Genomic DNA, 16890 nt, shown 5'->3' on the forward strand with positions numbered 1-16890 from the left:
CTAAATCTGCGCTCAGTGCGTATCGGCCCAGGGGCCGTTATAGAAATCGCGCAGTACGTAGAAAGCTTGTTTGCGTCGCCCGTTTTGATCGATCAATCCTTTTCGATTTCGATAGTCTTGAATTCCTGGCAGGGAGCGCAACATGGCACGAAAATCTTTGAGAATCCATGGCGTCATACCCTGAACCTGCGGGCTATGACTGAGCATGGCAATCTGAGCGCGATAAACCGCGGCCTGATAATCCTCGGTCCAAACACCCTCACCGCGCTTGCCCGCTTTGGCACCGGCACCAAACTCAGAAATAAACATAGGTTTACCAAAAGCCGTACTCATGGTGACTTGGGGTATAAATTGCAGCATGAGTTTACGGATAGTTTGTTCACTCACGCCCATTTGCGGCGCCAACGCTCGCGCGTAATACCAGCCAAAATACTCGTTGTAGCTAACGATATCTACCAGCTCACCCAGTGGGTCGTCGATCACCAACGTAAAACTCGACCCGGGCTCTGGCGCAGCCTCACCGGCAGCTGCCAGGACACCTTGAAAAATGGCCTTTTCCTCATCACTGGCGATATCGCTGCCCTGGCCGTGGGCCGCTAAATGGGCCGCCACATGCTTGAGCTCTCGGCGGGTATCGCCTAGCAATGCCGCTGACACCAGTCGGCTGTCATCGAGTTCTCTTACATCGTCGATTAAGCGGCCCAAAAACTTCATGCGCGACTCGGAATAGGGCGTCTCATTGGCAACCGACCAGATGACAACACTGGCGCGATTCCAGTCGCGTTCGATGAGGCGCGAAATTTGGTCTCGTGCTATCGCTAGCGTATCGGCATTTTCCCAGGCAATGTTCCAGTAAATAGGAACTTCCTCCCACAGCAAAATGCCCATCTCATCGGCAACCCGGGCCGCATGACGTGAATACGGGTAGTGTGCCGCTCGCACAAAGTTAACGCCCAGATTCTTAGCCTCGTTGAAGAGCACTCGCATATCGGCTTCGGAGTACGCCACACCATCACGACCTATCGGTTCCTCGTGGGTGGAAATGCCCTTAAATTTAATCGGCTCACCATTGAGCATAATGGTGGTGCCTGAGGTTTCAATGGTTCTAAAACCAATCTGATCGCTGACCCGGTCATCACCGGCAGCCAGCTCTACCCGATACAATTTTGGCGCGTCTGGATGCCAGAGTTCTGGTTGTGCCGGAATGCTCAGCTGGGCGTCACCATTGTCGCTGATGCGCGCCGTCTGACTGATGTCGAGTTGGGGTATAACAACCGTGACCTCGTCACCAGCTGCAAACCCCTCAGTCGCAACTTCCGCGGTAATGGCGTTGCGATCGTTGTTGAGCACAACTTTGGCATTCACAATGTATTGCTCAGGTGTCGCCACCAGCATGACATCGCGGGTAAGACCGCCGTAAGGCCACCAGTCGGTTCGCCCGGTAGGCACGGTATCGTCACCCAGACGATTGTTAATGCGAATAACTAAATCATTGCCCTCGGGTTGCAGGTGCGCTGTTACGTCAACTGAAAAGGGCACATAACCGCCCTTGTGACGCGCCACCGGCGCACCGTTTAGAAAAACCGTCGCGTCAAAATTGGCGCCACCAAACCACAAGTGATACCGCGTATCGGCCTCAGCCTCGACATTGAAATTGCGTTGGTACCACACCGTGTCTCGATAGAAAAAAAGCTCTTGCCGCTGGGTATTGAAATCACCGGGCACACGAATATCAGCAGCGTCTGGGTAGCTGTATTCCAGCAATTGGAAAGCGTCGACCGGGGTCCGTGTCGTCGCCCAGCCTCCAAAAAAGCCACCTGGCGTCCCGACCTGCATAGGGTCCACAAGGAGCTTCCAACTCCCGTTGAGGCTTTGGGGCTCTCGAGAATCTACCCAGCCCATTACAGCACTCGCAGGCTCGGGCACCACTAGCTCTGGAGTTACAAAGGGCGCAGGCTCTTCATCTTCCTCAGCAGCCCAAAGGGGATTTGCCGCCAGCATGCTCAGTAATACCGCCCAAATTAGAGTGCCTAAATGTTTTCCCATGGTCCCTTCCCAAATTTATTATTTTCCAATGATCGGCCCAAATCATAAGGTCGAGAGACACCGGTGTCTACCCGCAAATCCAATTTACGGTATGCTGCACACCGAACCGCATTAAAAAGCTCAACCCAACGGGGCGCTTTTAGAGACAGGCATGGATTCAAAAAATAAAAACCTCAACATCAATGAAGTAGCCCGTCTTGCAGGGGTTTCCAAGAAATCGGTCTCCCGAGTTCTCAACGAACAAAAGGGCGTATCCGACGCTACCCGAGAGCATATCAAAAGCATTATGGCCGAGGTGGGCTACCAGCCCAGCCGCCAGGCACGCGCTCTTGCGAGCGCCCAATCCTTCTTACTGGGCCTTGCCTACAACAACCAGAACCCCAGCTATGTGCTGGATCTTTTAAACGGCTCGCAACTCGCCGCCAATGCTCTGGGCTATGAGATTGTGATGCACCGCATGGACGCTAATAATCGCGCAGTCGACGAGATTATTAGCTTCATGCGACGCTCGGGTTGTGACGGGCTTATTCTTACCCCGCCCCTGTCAGAATCGGCCTCAATTGTTGCCAAGCTGTGCGATGAAGGCTGGCCCGTCGTGCGCATCGCCGGTGACAACGCCGATTTCCCAATGCCGCAAATACGCTATAACGATAGGACTGCAGCACTGAAAATTACCAACCAGCTCATTGCAGCGGGACATTCCGCAATTGCATTTATTGGCGGCCCAGCCAATGCCGGCCCCACGCTTCGAAGATTGGCGGGGGTGCGCGATGCCATGGCTCTGAACGACCTCAACCTGAACGATGCAGACATTCAGTACGGCGACTTTACCTTTGAATCAGGCCGGCGCTGTGCGGAGTTGCTGCTGGCACAGGAGCAGCGCCCCAGTGCTGTCATTTGTGCCAATGACGAGATGGCCGCGGGTGTTTTTCAAACGGCTGCCGCCCTAGAGCTGACCATTCCCCGAGACCTATCCGTAACCGGCTTCGATAACTCCCCCGTCGCGTCCCACCTTTGGCCGCCATTAACGTCGGTTAGGCAACCGGTTCAGGAAATGACGGCCCTTGCCGTGGAACTACTGGTGAACCCCAGAGACCAAACCGAGGCCATACAACAATTTGAAGCCCAAGTGGTGACACGCGCCTCAACAGCCCAGATCAATTCCTAGCTCCAAAACGCTCTAGTCCAATCGAATGGCAAAAAAGCTTGCGCCACCAATAAGACACCGGTTACCCTAAAAAATTAAACAACAACAAAAAGAGGAATCTGGCATGTCATTACGTGACCCCAAGCGGTTTGGCGGTAAAACTACATTGGCTATTGCAATAGCAGGCTTATCCCTTGGGATGACAAGCCCAGCGCTTCACGCACAACAAGACGATGAAGCCCTGACGCTAGAGGTGGTTCGCGTAGTCGCACAAAAGCGCGAAGAGAGCGTATTTGAAGTCCCCGCGGCCGTCACCGCAATATCGGCGGAGATGTTGGCTAACAGTGGCATTAATGACTTCTCCGGCCTGACATCGCTGGCACCATCGCTCACCATACAAGATGCAGCAAACACCGGTAATGCCAGTATCAACCTCCGTGGCATAGGCACGTATGCTTTTTCTATTGGCGTGGAGCCCAGCGTGTCAGTCATTGTCGATGACGTGCCCGTGGTCCAACAAGCGCAGGCCTTTAACACTCTGGCAGATATTGAACGTGTCGAGGTTTTGAGGGGCCCTCAAGGTACCTTGTTCGGCAAAAATGCTTCGGCGGGTGTCATCAACATTATTACTGCAGGCCCCACTGAAGAGCTGGAAGGCTTCATTGAGGGTTCTTTTACTGACGACGACGAATATCGCATCAATGCGGCCCTATCCGGTCCCATCGGTAACAGCGCCGGCTTTCGACTCAATGCCTACACCCACGAGCGCGATGGACACATAACTAACCTCACTAATGGCAGCGACCTCAATGGTGACGAGGGTTTCGGCGTTAGAGGCAAGCTGGTGATTAATGCCAGTGAAGCTTTGTCGCTGCAGTTTGTCGCCGACTACAGCGAACGGGACGTGGCGGGCACAGCTGCTACCTATCGTGACATTCCACCGGGCTCGGCGCTGTTTGGTGCCTTTCCGACATCGCTTTTTACTGACGGTATTACCCCGGGTGAGGACAACCGCAATACCCGCCTCGATTACACGCCAAAGTCCGACAATGAGCAGTTAATGACCTCGTTCAAATTTTCCTACGATATGGGGGGCTACCGTTTAGTGGGTGTCACCAGCTATCAGGACTGGAGTTATGTGTTTGAGCAGGATGTAGACGGCACCGAATTTAACATTGCCGGCGCGTTTACCGGCGGCGCCCTCGACGGTGGCATTTATCAGATTGGGCCTTTTGACGCCGACCAGATTACCCAGGAACTGCGACTTGAATCTCCAACCGATGGCAACATGGATTACGTCGTGGGCCTCTGGTACTCCGACGCCAATACCGATCGCGTCTTCAACCGGCTACCGCTGTTTGTCGCCGACTGGGAGGCTGCCTCAGGGAATACCAATATGGCCGCTTTCGGTCAGCTTAACTTCCATTTGTCCGATCGCCTCGATCTCACCGCGGGTGGCCGTTTTGGCCGAGAGGAAATCGATGTGTACTTTCAAGATTTCGCTGCAGGCACCGTTTATGACAGCGACGACTCTGAATCTTATGCCGTCGGTAAGCTAGCCCTTCAGTACGCAATTCGCGATGACATGTTCACCTACGCGAGTATTTCTACCGGCTACAAGGGTCAGGGCTATGACATTAGCTCGGGCTTCGACCAGTCTCGCGCTGACAACCCCGTGGGCTCTGAGGATGCCGTCTCTTACGAAGTGGGCCTGAAAGGTTCACTCCTAGACGGGCGCGCGCAGTTCAGCGTGGTGGCCTTCCTGACAGACTATGAAGACTTCCAGGCACAGAGCTCGAAGGTAGATGTTAACGAGGGCCTCACCTTTAAGCTTAACAACGTGGGTGAATTACGCACCAAGGGCATAGAAGCTGACTTCGCTGCGCAACTGTCCTCATCCCTGAGGTTCGATGCCGGCTTAGCACTCATTGACGCTGAAATCGCTGAGTTCCCCGGAGCAAACTGTTATCCGGGTCAGACCGAGCAACAGGGTTGTGTAGGCGGTTCTCAAAACTTAGCGGGCAAGCCCCTCGCGAACTCTCCAGACTTTAAATACAATCTGGGGCTGACTTGGGAGTCATCGCCTTCAGGATGGCCTGTTGTGCTGTTTGCCAACGGAAACTACAGCTATCAAGACGATATAAACTTCTCGCTGCTGGCTAACCCAAGGACCATTCAGGATGGCTACGGTATTGCCAACTTCAGCGCAGGCGTCGAGGGCGCAGATGGAGGCTACCGAATCACTCTGTTTGTGAATAACGCCTTTGACGAGCAATACGCTACTGCTATCGGCGACAGCTCGGGGTTTTACGGTGGCGCACCGGTTCTTACGCAACTGTTGCCACGTAACGCCGAGCGGTATTTGGGCGTAAAGGGGCGTTTATCTTTCTAAGATCGCCTAGCCTTAACGCTTTAGAGCGCATTGAGAAGCTGCCATGGGGCGGCTTCTTTTTTTAGTGAGTTATTTTGAAACGTTTATCTGAAACCACACTGATTGACACTGAAGTCCCAGCTTTTGTAGCCGTAAGCGATTACCCCCGCCATGCGACTCCCAAGGTCGTTCATCTGGGCGTGGGCGCTTTCCATAGAGCGCACCTCGCCGCCTATTTTGACCAGATGAATGAGCTGATAGACAGCCCCTGGCTCATCACAGGCGCGTCCTTGCAGCGGCGCCGGGCAGCTCAGCAACTCAACCCGCAGCAAGGCCTTTTCACTCACTGGGCAAGAGAACTGTCGGGGGATCACTACCGCATCGTTCGTGCACTGACAGGGGTGCTCTATGCCCCCGATGAAAACCAAACCCTTATCGACCTTATTGCCGCCCCCCAGACCCAGCTGGTGACCTTAACGGTGACAGAAAAAGGTTATTGTCTGAATTCTGCCACGGGTGAGCTCGACACATCGCACCCGGAAATTGTTGCCGACCTAAAAACACCCCAACAGCCGAAGTCAGCGATTGGCGTTCTGGCGCGGGGTTTGCAGCTGAGAAAAGCACGCCATGGGGGACCCATCACGATACTGTCTTGCGACAACCTGCCCCTCAATGGACAGTGTTGCCGCGAGGCCGTGAGAAGTTTTGCGGGCCTTTGCGAGGCATCGCTGCAATCCTGGTTAGACAACAACGTTGCCTTTCCCTGCTCCATGGTCGATCGAATTTGCCCGGCGATTAGCGACGATCAGTTGGCCCAGGTGCATGACCTTCTGGGGCTTGAAGATCAGGGCGCAGTTATTACTGAAGCCTTTAGCCAATGGGTTGTTGAAGACAACTTCGCGGGTGATCGGCCCCCACTGGAGCTCGCGGGGGTCACCCTCGTTGACTCGGTAGAGCACTGGGAGTCACGCAAGCTACGCCTACTCAATGCGGCTCACTCGGCAATGGCATACCTTGGCGGCCTGGCAGGGCTTGCCACGGTAAATGACGCAGTTGCCACGCCCCAGCTGCAAGCATTTGTACAGGCGCTGTGGCAAGAAACCGCCGAGACCATTACTGAGGAGGCACGTTCTGAAGTTAGTACTTACTGCGATGCTTTACTGCTGCGCTTTGCCAATCCCAATCTAGACCATCAGCTGACACAGATTGCTTCGGACGGCAGCCAGAAGCTGCCCCAGCGGATTCTCGCGCCCTTGGCCGAGAGGCTGGCCTCGGGCCAGGACGCACCCCACCTGACCAGCATTGTTGCCGCATGGCTGCACTGGCATTGGGGCACCACACTTAACGGGCAACCGGTGGCCTCACACGAGCCCATGGCACAAGAGTTTGCAACACTGATTGGCCGCCGTGATCGGCAAGATGAAACTGCAGCTCAGGATCTGGCCATGGCCTACCCCGCCCTTGCCGATTTAATTAGGCGCTTTCCCGATTGGCAGGATGTGCTGATCAGCCGCTTCAAGGCGCTGCCCAGTTCACCCCTAGTGAATGACACCCATCGAACGCCCTAAACGTCCCTGAGAAAATCGTCCGCTTAGCACAGCCTGCCAATCAGGTGGCGCCCCACTGATGTAGTAGGCCAACCTCAGGCTTGAATTAACTCTTACCATTACCCCCCCCGCCTGCACTACTCACGTTGGTTCTATGGCTTCCCCAACAATTTATTCGGCTAGCTATAGCAATGCAGCAGTTTCGGACGCTGGGACAAAGCAAATTACCCTGTACCGATGGCAACCCGCTTATACTTGGCCCCCCCCTACGACCGCGCTGATTTAAGGAATCATCATGGAGTTTCTCTATCCCCCAATAGAACCCCGACACCACGGCTGGCTAAACGTTGGCGACGGTCACGAAATTTATTTTGAAGAATCGGGCAATCCTGAGGGCAAACCCTGCGTCTTTGTGCACGGTGGTCCTGGGGGCGGGTCATCTCCGGAAGCTCGGCAATTTTTTGATCCCGAGCGGTATCGCATTGTGGTGTTTGACCAGCGCGGCTGTGGTCAGTCGCGACCCCATGCCTCGCTAGAAGCCAATACGACTTGGCATTTGGTGTCGGACATAGAACGGCTGCGGGAATCCTTAAATATTAAGCAATGGCTAGTATTTGGCGGATCATGGGGAAGTACGCTCGCCCTCGCCTATGCACAAACGTATCCCGAGGCCGTCACCGAGCTGGTGCTGCGCGGTATTTTTCTATTACGCCCTCAGGAAATTCACTGGTTTTATCAAGAGGGTGCCAGCGCCCTGTACCCCGACACTTGGCAAAACTACCTGGCACCCATTCCAGAAGCCGAACGCGGTGATTTAGTAACGGCCTTCCATAAACGTTTAACCAGCGACGATGAGGCGACACGCCTCGCTGCCGCCCGGGCTTGGTCAGTGTGGGAAGCGTCAGCGAGCTTCCTCATTCAAAACGGCGATTTTATGGAAAAGTTGGACGCCCCCGATGCCGCTCTGGCAATGGCGCGTATTGAATGCCACTACTTTGTTAATGACGGATTTTTTGATGGCCCCAATGAGCTAATAGAAAATATCGATCGAATTCGGCATATACCCACCGTGATTGTGCAGGGGCGCTACGACGTCGTGTGCCCCCCCGTAACCGCCTGGGATTTGCATAACGCCTGGCCCGAAGCCGAGTTTAATCTCATACCCAATGCCGGACATTCGGCCTTCGACCCCGCCAATACCCAAGCCCTGGTAGCAGCAACTGATAACTTTGCCGCTTAACATAGACACCGTGGTCTATGGCCTTGCTCAGCCCGCCTAGAGCCCTCGCTTGCGGGAGGGCTGAGCCCGCTTTTAGGCTGTAGACTTGCATCCGCAGCGGTACAAAGGGTTCTGTTGGGCTGCAAACTTAGTGCGCCCTATTGGTGCAGCCTAGTTATTGCGACCTGAGCGCCACGACATCGGCGAGGACGACTTAGCAAGCTCGGTTTGCTTAGCGTTGGGATCATCCGCATTCAGCGCTGTGGTATTCTGTATTTTTTTCAAATTGAGTCCCAATATGCGCCTTTTCAAGCGAATTGCCATTGGCACCCTATTACTGGTTATCACGGTTACCACAGGCGCCGCCTTCTGGTTCTGGATTACCCCCGTGGGCGTCAACAACTACGTCAACAAAGTATCACTGCAACTGGCTACTGATTCTCCAGAATTGCTCACCAGCATTGGCCTTATCGATAACACCTTCCTTGATTTTCACAGTGGCAAATTGAGTGACTACACTCAGGCCGGTGAAGATGAGTCTTTGGAAACTCTACGGCAAGCTCGGGCCGGGCTCGATGCCTATGGCCCTGAGGGCTTAGAGGGACAAGAACTGCTGAGCTGGCAAATTGCCGCCTGGTTCTTCGACGATATACTCAGGCAATCGGAGCGAGAATACAGCGGCTACCGCATTAACCAGCTGAGCGGTGTTACCGTAAACCTGCCCGAATTTCTCACTGACACCCATGCCATCATCGACCGCCGCAGTGCCGAGCGCTATGTGGAGCGCCTGGAAGAGTTTGGGCGTGTGCTGCGAGAAAGTCGCGAACGCGTGGTTGATGACCGCGACCATGGTGTTGTCCCTCCCGACTTCATTATTGAAAGTGCACTGGTTGGTATGCGCAAATTCGTCGCCGGGGGCGTCTCGGAAAACATTCTGGTCACCTCATTACCCGAGCGCTTAGCGTCAGTAGAAGAGCTCGACGAGGACAGCCGAGCCCAGCTGCAAGCCGCCGCCGAAGCCGTTGTCAGCGAAGCTGTGATTCCTGGCTACGAGGGCATTATTGCGCTCTTTGAAGACATGGCCTTAACCGCTAATCACGATGCCGGGGTTTGGCGCTTACCCGACGGCGAAGCCATTTATAAAGACCGCCTGCTTTCGAGCACCTCTACTGATTACAGTCCCGAGGAAATTCACAATACCGGGCTCGCCGAGGTGGCTCGTATTGCCATTGAAATGCACGCCATTATGGATGCCCAAGGAGTACCCGAGGGCGCTTTAGGTGAGCGCGTGCAGGTGGTTATGGAGGACCCCAGCCAACAGTTTCCTAATACCGATGAAGGTCGAGAGGAAATGATCGAGTACCTGAAGGCCTTCGACGCCAAGGTATTGGCTCAGGCTGACCAGTTCTTTATTACGATTCCTCCCCAGCCTCTGGAAATCATCAGAGTCGCTCCAGAAAGAGAGGATGCCTCTCCCGGCGGCTATTACAGCGGGCCGGCTCTCGATGGTTCGCGGCCGGGTCGGTTTTATATCAATCTGAAAGATACCGCTGACAATCCGCGCTGGAAGCTCCCCACCTTAATGATTCACGAGGGATCTCCCGGCCATCACTTCCAAATATCTGCGGCACAACTTATTGAAGACGTGCCCATGCTGCGTAAGCTGTCACCCTTTACCGCTTTTGCAGAAGGCTGGGCACTGTATTCGGAGCGCATTGCCAAAACCGATATGGGCTTGTACGACGATGATCCTCTGGGTGATTTGGGACGCCTGCAGGCCGAGATGTTTCGTGCCGTGCGCTTGGTCGTGGACACGGGCCTGCACGCCAAACGCTGGAGCCGTGAACAAGCCATTGAATACATGGTAACCAATACGGGCATGACCGAAGACGAGGTAACCCGAGAGATCGAACGCTATGTGGTGATACCCGGCCAAGCAACCGCTTATAAAACCGGACAACTGGCCCTGCTCGATTTGCGGGCCGAAGCCGAGGCCCAGTTGGGTGACCGTTTTGACGTGCGAGAATTCCATGAGCTGGTGCTCATGAATGGCGCGATGCCCCTAGCTCTGCTGCGCGAACAAGTGGAAAACTGGATTGCACAACAGGCTGGCTCCTGAGAGCCCATCACGGCGAACAACACAATGGCCTACCTCGGTAGGCCACGAGTAAAGGAAGGCCACGACGGCGCCATCGCAGCGTTCGACGATACGCCAGTAAAAGCTATCGCGAGCCATGCATTGGGGGCCATTTATGCGCGCACATTGAAACGCGCACATGAAAACTAGGGCTAAGCGGCAGCGGGTCGTAGCCCACAAGGTGATCCTGCGGTTCGGGCATCAGTTCCTGCCATCTGTTCCGGGCATTCGTCGATGAAGACACATCAGCTATAATTGCGTTCAGGGTCAGCGAAAGCGGAAAAATGCTTTTAAAGGTGACAACCCCGACCCCCATAAACAGGCAATGCTGCAATGGGCCTCACTTTTAAATAGGGCTCATGCAAATAAGGCTCAAGTAAGTAAGGCGCAAAAACCTGTGATAGAGCACCTTAGTGTTCTGAGCAACGCCTACCCCGCAATTTGCCGGGGGTTTTACAAATGACTGACCGACATTTAATCTCTGTGGCCTGAATACTTTAAAAGCGCCACCTACCTTAATAAAAAGGGCTACGCCATGACCGCATCCGAACCCCAACTGACCACCGCTGATGTTCTGACACAACTCAACGCGACTTTGAACAGCCAAAAACAGAGCTATCTTGCCGAAGGCGCCGTCAGTGCTGAAGTGCGCATGGATCGACTCGATCGTGCTCTGGATATTTTGGTGCGTCACGCCGAGCGAATCAGTGAAGCCATGAATGCTGACTTCGTCTGCCGCCCTCGACAGATCAATATGATGACCGACGTCGCCGGGTCGATCGATTGCATCAAGCACAACAAAAAGCATCTCAAGCGCTGGATGAAATCTGAGTCACGACCCAGCAAGTTTCCACTGGGCCTTCTGGGCAGCCGCTCAAAAATTGAGTATCAACCCAAAGGGGTCGTGGGCATTATCGCCCCCTGGAACTTCCCCGTTGCCATGGTGTTTGAACCCCTAGCCAGCATTTTAGCGGCGGGCAACCGTGCCATGATTAAGCCCTCAGAGTTCACGCCACAAACCGCCAACTTGCTGGCTGAAATTATTGCCGAAGCTTTTGACCCCGATGAAGTGACCGTGATCACCGGCGGACCCGATGTCGGCCAGGCATTTTCATCGCTGCCTTTCGACCACATGATCTTTACCGGCGCTACGAGCATTGCCAAGCACATTATGGCGGCTGCGGCGAAGAACCTGGTTCCTGTGACCCTAGAGCTAGGGGGCAAGTCGCCTACCGTTATCTCTCGCAGCGCCGACCTCGAGCTTAGCCTGGAGCGAATTATGAGCGGCAAGTGCCTTAACGCCGGTCAAATCTGTATTGCCCCCGACTACCTCATGGTGCCTGAGGAATCCCTCGATGAAGTGATTAAAATCACGCAGTCAGTAGTTGGGCAGATGTACCCCACCCTCCTTGATAACCCCCAGTACACGTCGGTCATTAACCAGCGCCACCATGACCGCCTGTCGGGTTACCTTGCCGATGCAGAAAGCCAGGGCCTGCAGGTGATTCCCATTAATCCGGCGGATGAATCTTTTGAGACGTCGAAAAGCATGAAGATTCCGCCGACGATGGTGATTAACCCCACGGATGACGCCAAGTGCATGCAGGAAGAAATGTTTGGTCCGATTCTGCCGATCGTTACTTATCGCAGCTTTGACGACACCATTGACTACATCAACAGCCATCCGCGTCCGTTAGCGGCCTACTACTTTGGTACCGATGCTGCGGAAGAGGAGAACTTCCTCAAGCGCACCACCTCCGGCGGCGCCTGTGTCAATGACGTTATGTTCCACATGCTGCAGAAAGACCTACCTTTTGGCGGCGTCGGTCCCAGCGGTATGGGGGCTTACCACGGCATTGAAGGCTTCAAAACCTTCAGCCACGGCAAGTCGGTGTACAAGCAAACCCTGTCCTTCAATGTCTCGAAGCTGGGCGGTTTCTTGCCACCCTATGGCGACGCCGCAGAGAAAGCGATTAAAGCTCAGGTTAAACGCTAAGCCGCTGCCAAAGACAATGCTGTTACTCGATGTCACTAGGGCCAGTTCGCTGGCCCCAACAGCAGGGGCCCACCATGGCTGAACTGAAACGTCGCGCGGTTACTGACGCCCAGAAACAATTCCGTCGACAGGAAATACTCGACGGCGCCCGGGCCTATTTTGAAGCCGCTGGCTATGAAGGGTTTACGATGACCCAGCTGGCGAGTCGGCTGGGTATTGTTAAAGGCACGCTGTATCTGTACTTCCCCACTAAAGAAGCGATTATCCTCGCGTTATATGCACGAGCCCTCGAGGACTGGTGCGAGGCGGTAAAAGTGAAACTGGCTGCGCCGATAGCCGGCGACGATTTTATCCAGCTGTTTTACGACACCGCCACCACCGACCCCATACTGATACCCATACTGACGCGGCTTGAACATGTCATTGAACACAACATATCGGTTGAACTGCTGGTAGAAGCCAAGCGTCACTTTCAAGCCTGCTTCGCGGGTATTGCCGACAAAACACAAAGCGCCCTTGGCCTCGCACCGGAACAAGCCCGTGAACTCATCTTGACCTTGGGGGTATTGCTCTCGGGAGCATCTCAAAGTGATCAGGGGCCATCGCTGGAGGGAGAGGAACTGCCTCAAGACGTGCTTGATTTTATCGACAGCCTGTCTTCCCAGCGCATCTTTGTTACCAACGGCCGGCGCATACTAGCGGGCATTCGTGGCGGTCAGTAAGTCCTTGATCGGCACATCTCACTGCAGCGCTAACGCACCTCGACGCTACCGCGCTCACTCTGCACGGACTGTTGAAGCCCCGCCGCGACAGCCCACAGTTACCGCCACGTTTACTTTTAAACCCGCTTTAGACTGGGCGTGAACACCTTGCCCACCTCATTTTTACTTAACCCCCGGAGAGTCCTATGACCGTAAACCGACAGTGGCTGCTCGCCAAACGCCCCGACGGCATGATTGGCCCCGATAACTTTAAATACACCGAAACCGCCGTGCCCACCCCGGGGGATCAGGAAGTGCTAATTCGCAATTTGTACTTCTCCTTTGACCCCACCCAACGCAACTGGATGGTTGATCGCCCCAGCTACCTGCCCCCGGTAGGTTTGGGTGAAGTCATGCGCGCAGGTTCGGTAGGCCAAGTCGTAGAGTCGCGTCATAGCGACTTCAACGTAGGTGACCTGGTGCAAACCACCGGCTGCTGGCAAGACTACGTGGTACTAGCACCGGGCGAAGGGCCCATGGGGCTCAACGTGTTACCCCAAGGCGTGCCCCCTGAGTTGATGCTGTCTGTGCTGGGCATTACCGGCATCACGGCCTACTTTGGCCTGCTCGATGTTGGTAAGCCCATAGCCGGAGACACAGTGTTGGTGTCGGGTGCTGCCGGTGCGACCGGGTCGGTTGCTGCGCAAATTGCCCGTATTAAAGGCTGCCGCGTCGTGGGTATTGCCGGAGGTCCTGAAAAGTGTGCCTGGCTTACCGACACCGCCAAGCTCGATGTTGCCATTGACTACAAAGCCGGCGATTTAGATGCCCAGATTGGCGCCGCCTGCCCGGAAAAATGGAACGTCTTTTTTGACAATGTTGGCGGTAGCACGATGCAAGCGGCCCTCAACCACATTTCTCTCAATGCCAGAATCGCCATGTGCGGCGGCATTTCGGGTTACAACGATACCGAGCCCCAGCCCGGCCCCAATAACCTGATGAACCTGGTGACCAACCGTGGCCGCATGGAGGGTTTTATTATTCTCGATTACCTCCACCGTGCCGCCGAAGCAGTGCAGGAGTTAATTGGCTGGGTAGGCTCAGGGGAAATCCAATATCAGGTCGACGTGCAAGAAGGGTTCGATAACATTCCCGCCACCTTGCAGCGGCTGTATACGGGCCAAAACAAAGGCAAGCAGCTGCTTAAGATTGCCGACCCCGAGTAAGACTCAACTCAGCCAGCGCGCGTTTTATTCGGGCACGGGCTGCAGTGTCGGGGCTTAGGGCTTAGGGCTTGGGCTTGGGGCTTGGGGCTTGGGGCTTGGGGCTTGGGCAACATTGGGCCAAGCCCGGAACAAACAAAAACCACGAAAGTGTCAGGGCTTGATATGCCCATCCAAATGCTGCTCACCAAAAGCTTTCATAGCGCGCAGCATAGGTTTCAGTGCCTTGCCCCGCTCGGTGGGTATGTATTCAAACCGGGGCGGTCGCTCCTGATACGGCACTTTCTCCAGAAGCCCAAGTCCCACTAATTTACGCAGCCGGTCGCTTAATAAATTGGTGGGGATGCGCTCTCTACTGGCGCAGAAATCGGCAAATGTGCGGCCCTTCAAAAACAAGGCATCGCGCATAATGAGCAAGGTCCAACGATCTCCCATGAGATCTAGCGACCTTGCAATAGGACAAGGCGATCGATGCTCGATTGCCTGAGCTGGAGTGGAGGTGGTGTTTGCGTTGTCGGGCTTCATGGTGTGCTTTGACCCCGCCTTAGGGCACCCCATTTTAGGGCGCTCACCATGATCATGCCGTAAATGACCATGCCGAACCCTGCGGCGTAAAACACCCCCGCCAATCCCCAGTTGGTCACGTTAATAAAAATCAGAGCACCGCCAACCGCCAAAATAGCCCTAAGAAAGAGCGATACCACGGGCCAGAACATAACCCCCGCACCCTGACAGGCAAAGTACAAAGACAAACCCAAGCCCTGAAAAGCAAAGCAGGGTCCGACAATTTGTATGTACTGCTTGGCCGCTGCCTGCACGACGGGGTCCTCGGTGAATGCAGGAATCCAGAACTCAGGAAACAGCGCCAAACTTACCCCAATGACCCCGGCTAGCAGCGCTGATCCCATACCTCCCACCCAGCAAATGCGCTCGGCCCGTTTGATATCACCGGCACCCACACTCATGCCCACCAGCGATGTCATGGAAGCGCCAATACCAAATACCAGGGGAATTAGAAGAAACTCAATGCGCGAGCCTATGCCGTAGCCGGCCAGCGCCTGTTCACCAAAGCGCCCAATAATGGCCGTTAGGCAAAGGATGCTAGTGACCGTGAGCACCGGTGAAAGGGCCGCGGGCAGTGCCACCTTCAAAATTTCTTTAAAGTGCCGAGCCTCAAACCCAAATTGAGTCCAGCGAATTTTGATCACTGTGTTACCCATGATCAGGCGTAACAGCATGACCCCACTAAGCAGGCCGGCAGTAATCACAGCCGACACTGCAGCACCGACAATACCCAGCTGCGGGGCACCAAAGGCACCGAGGACCAGGGCACCGGAGAGTGGCACCTGTACAAAAGCACTGGCAGTCATGACCAGTGCGGGAAATTTCATATCCCCCATGCCCCGATAAATAGCGCTCACCACGCCCATAAACCAGAGAAAGATACCCCCCGAAAACAACACCAGGCAGTAGCTTACGGCCTGATCAAGAATGTCGTTGCTGCCTCCCAGAAAGCGTAAAAAAGACACCCCAAAAAGCCCGAACAGCGTTAACAGCAGCAAGGCCCCCAGAGCGGCCAAGGCCAGTGCATGCCAAATAAGTTGTTCGCCACGCTCTCGATCGCCCGCGCCCAAGGCCCGGGCAATAGCCGAGGCAACAGCACCACCCATGGCTCCCCCGGACAGGGTTTGGGTAAGCATTAAAAGCGGAAATACCAGCGCTATGGCGGCCAGAGAAGCGCTGCCCAGCTGACCGATAAACCAAACCTCGGTCATGCTGACACCGGCCTGAATAAAAAAGGCAATGCTATTGGGCGCCGACATGCGGACCAGCAAAGGTATGGGGGGCGCAGTTAGTAAAAGGCGGGTTCGATCATCCATAACGCGGCAAGCATTTAACAAGTTTTGGCAGGAGGGGTTGCATTAATAAAGCAGTCACTTTAATAATGCAAGTGACTACCAAGTCTTTGAGAAAAAGCACGCAATAACGAATAACAAATAAAAGTAATGAGGACGCTTTATGGAGTATTGGTTACTGATGGGCGGTGCAGCGCTGTCACTGGTGGGCGGCTTGTTCCACGGCGTTGCGGGTCACAAAATTTATATGGGCAACATTAACGCCAGCAACCTCGAGTCGATCGCAAAATCGCTAAGCCTGGTGAGTTGGCATATGTTCACGATATTGCTGATTGTGGGTGGAGGCACTTTGGCCTGCGTAGCCTATGAGCCCGCCATGGCGCTCATGGCCTACCCCATTATTTTAGTCAATGCCGGCGGGGCACTCATGTTTCTCGCCTTCGGGCTCGGGGGTCATGGCCAGCTGCTGCGTTTACCCGGCATGTATCTCATGAGTGGCACCGCCATTTTGGCGTGGCTGGGTATCAGCTAAGCGCCTGGGCTGGCGGTAGGCTGGCGGTTGCGGTTGGAATTGCCGTTGAAAGCGGTGAATTCATAACATGTTATGAATTTCCTGGCGCTGGGCTTATGCAACCGACACTGGGGCC

12 protein-coding genes are annotated in these 16890 nt (G+C 54.7%); 9 read left to right on the forward strand and 3 right to left on the reverse strand.

All coding sequences use genetic code 11. From position 1 onward, the window contains the following. Window positions 1–12: 12 nt before the first annotated feature. The gene (locus tag ACMAY6_RS14355) at window positions 13–2046 is read right to left on the reverse strand and encodes a glycoside hydrolase family 2 TIM barrel-domain containing protein (protein ID WP_435212932.1); all 2034 of its coding nucleotides are present in this window, start codon (window positions 2044–2046) and stop codon (window positions 13–15) included. Between the two features lie 151 nt (window positions 2047–2197). Between ACMAY6_RS14355 and ACMAY6_RS14360 the strand changes: the two genes are divergently transcribed. From ACMAY6_RS14360 to ACMAY6_RS14395, 8 genes are all read left to right on the forward strand, one after another. After that, the gene (locus ACMAY6_RS14360) at window positions 2198–3214 is read left to right on the forward strand and encodes a LacI family DNA-binding transcriptional regulator (RefSeq protein WP_435212934.1); all 1017 of its coding nucleotides are present in this window, start codon (window positions 2198–2200) and stop codon (window positions 3212–3214) included. Window positions 3215–3317: 103 nt separating this feature from the next. Beyond that, the gene (locus ACMAY6_RS14365; RefSeq protein ID WP_435212936.1) at window positions 3318–5585 is read left to right on the forward strand and encodes a TonB-dependent receptor; all 2268 of its coding nucleotides are present in this window, start codon (window positions 3318–3320) and stop codon (window positions 5583–5585) included. A gap of 74 nt (window positions 5586–5659) precedes the next feature. Continuing rightward, entirely contained in the window at window positions 5660–7132 is a 1473-nt protein-coding gene (locus tag ACMAY6_RS14370; RefSeq protein WP_435212938.1) for a mannitol dehydrogenase family protein, read from the forward strand. 274 nt (window positions 7133–7406) lie between these two features. Then, window positions 7407–8351, forward strand: coding sequence for a prolyl aminopeptidase (pip, locus tag ACMAY6_RS14375; protein WP_435212940.1), 945 nt, complete (start codon window positions 7407–7409; stop codon window positions 8349–8351). Window positions 8352–8628: 277 nt separating this feature from the next. Further along, window positions 8629–10449 carry a DUF885 domain-containing protein gene (locus ACMAY6_RS14380; RefSeq protein WP_435212941.1) on the forward strand — a complete coding sequence of 607 codons (1821 nt, stop codon included), beginning with the start codon at window positions 8629–8631 and terminating at the stop codon, window positions 10447–10449. Between the two features lie 553 nt (window positions 10450–11002). Then, a complete protein-coding gene (locus ACMAY6_RS14385; protein ID WP_435212943.1) occupies window positions 11003–12463 on the forward strand; it encodes a coniferyl aldehyde dehydrogenase in 1461 nt (486 codons plus the stop codon). Between the two features lie 74 nt (window positions 12464–12537). Then, window positions 12538–13185, forward strand: coding sequence for a TetR/AcrR family transcriptional regulator (locus ACMAY6_RS14390; protein ID WP_435212945.1), 648 nt, complete (start codon window positions 12538–12540; stop codon window positions 13183–13185). 185 nt (window positions 13186–13370) lie between these two features. After that, complete coding sequence (locus tag ACMAY6_RS14395; RefSeq protein WP_435212947.1) at window positions 13371–14390, forward strand: NADP-dependent oxidoreductase; 1020 nt, start codon at window positions 13371–13373, stop codon at window positions 14388–14390. A 150-nt stretch (window positions 14391–14540) separates the two neighbouring features. On the opposite strand, the gene ACMAY6_RS14400 is transcribed toward ACMAY6_RS14395, so the two are convergent. Both ACMAY6_RS14400 and ACMAY6_RS14405 read right to left on the reverse strand, forming a co-directional pair. Then, entirely contained in the window at window positions 14541–14912 is a 372-nt protein-coding gene (locus ACMAY6_RS14400) for a winged helix-turn-helix transcriptional regulator (protein ID WP_435212949.1), read from the reverse strand. Further along, window positions 14909–16267 carry an MATE family efflux transporter gene (locus ACMAY6_RS14405; RefSeq protein ID WP_435212951.1) on the reverse strand — a complete coding sequence of 453 codons (1359 nt, stop codon included), beginning with the start codon at window positions 16265–16267 and terminating at the stop codon, window positions 14909–14911. Before ACMAY6_RS14405 ends, ACMAY6_RS14400 begins: the two co-directional genes overlap by 4 nt. Window positions 16268–16406: 139 nt before the next feature. Between ACMAY6_RS14405 and ACMAY6_RS14410 the strand changes: the two genes are divergently transcribed. Next, window positions 16407–16775 carry a hypothetical protein gene (locus ACMAY6_RS14410; RefSeq protein ID WP_435212953.1) on the forward strand — a complete coding sequence of 123 codons (369 nt, stop codon included), beginning with the start codon at window positions 16407–16409 and terminating at the stop codon, window positions 16773–16775. The last annotated feature ends 115 nt before the right edge of the window (window positions 16776–16890 follow it).

The organism is Luminiphilus sp. nBUS_16 (assembly GCF_051201645.1).
Classification (GTDB): Bacteria; Pseudomonadota; Gammaproteobacteria; order Pseudomonadales; family Halieaceae; genus Luminiphilus.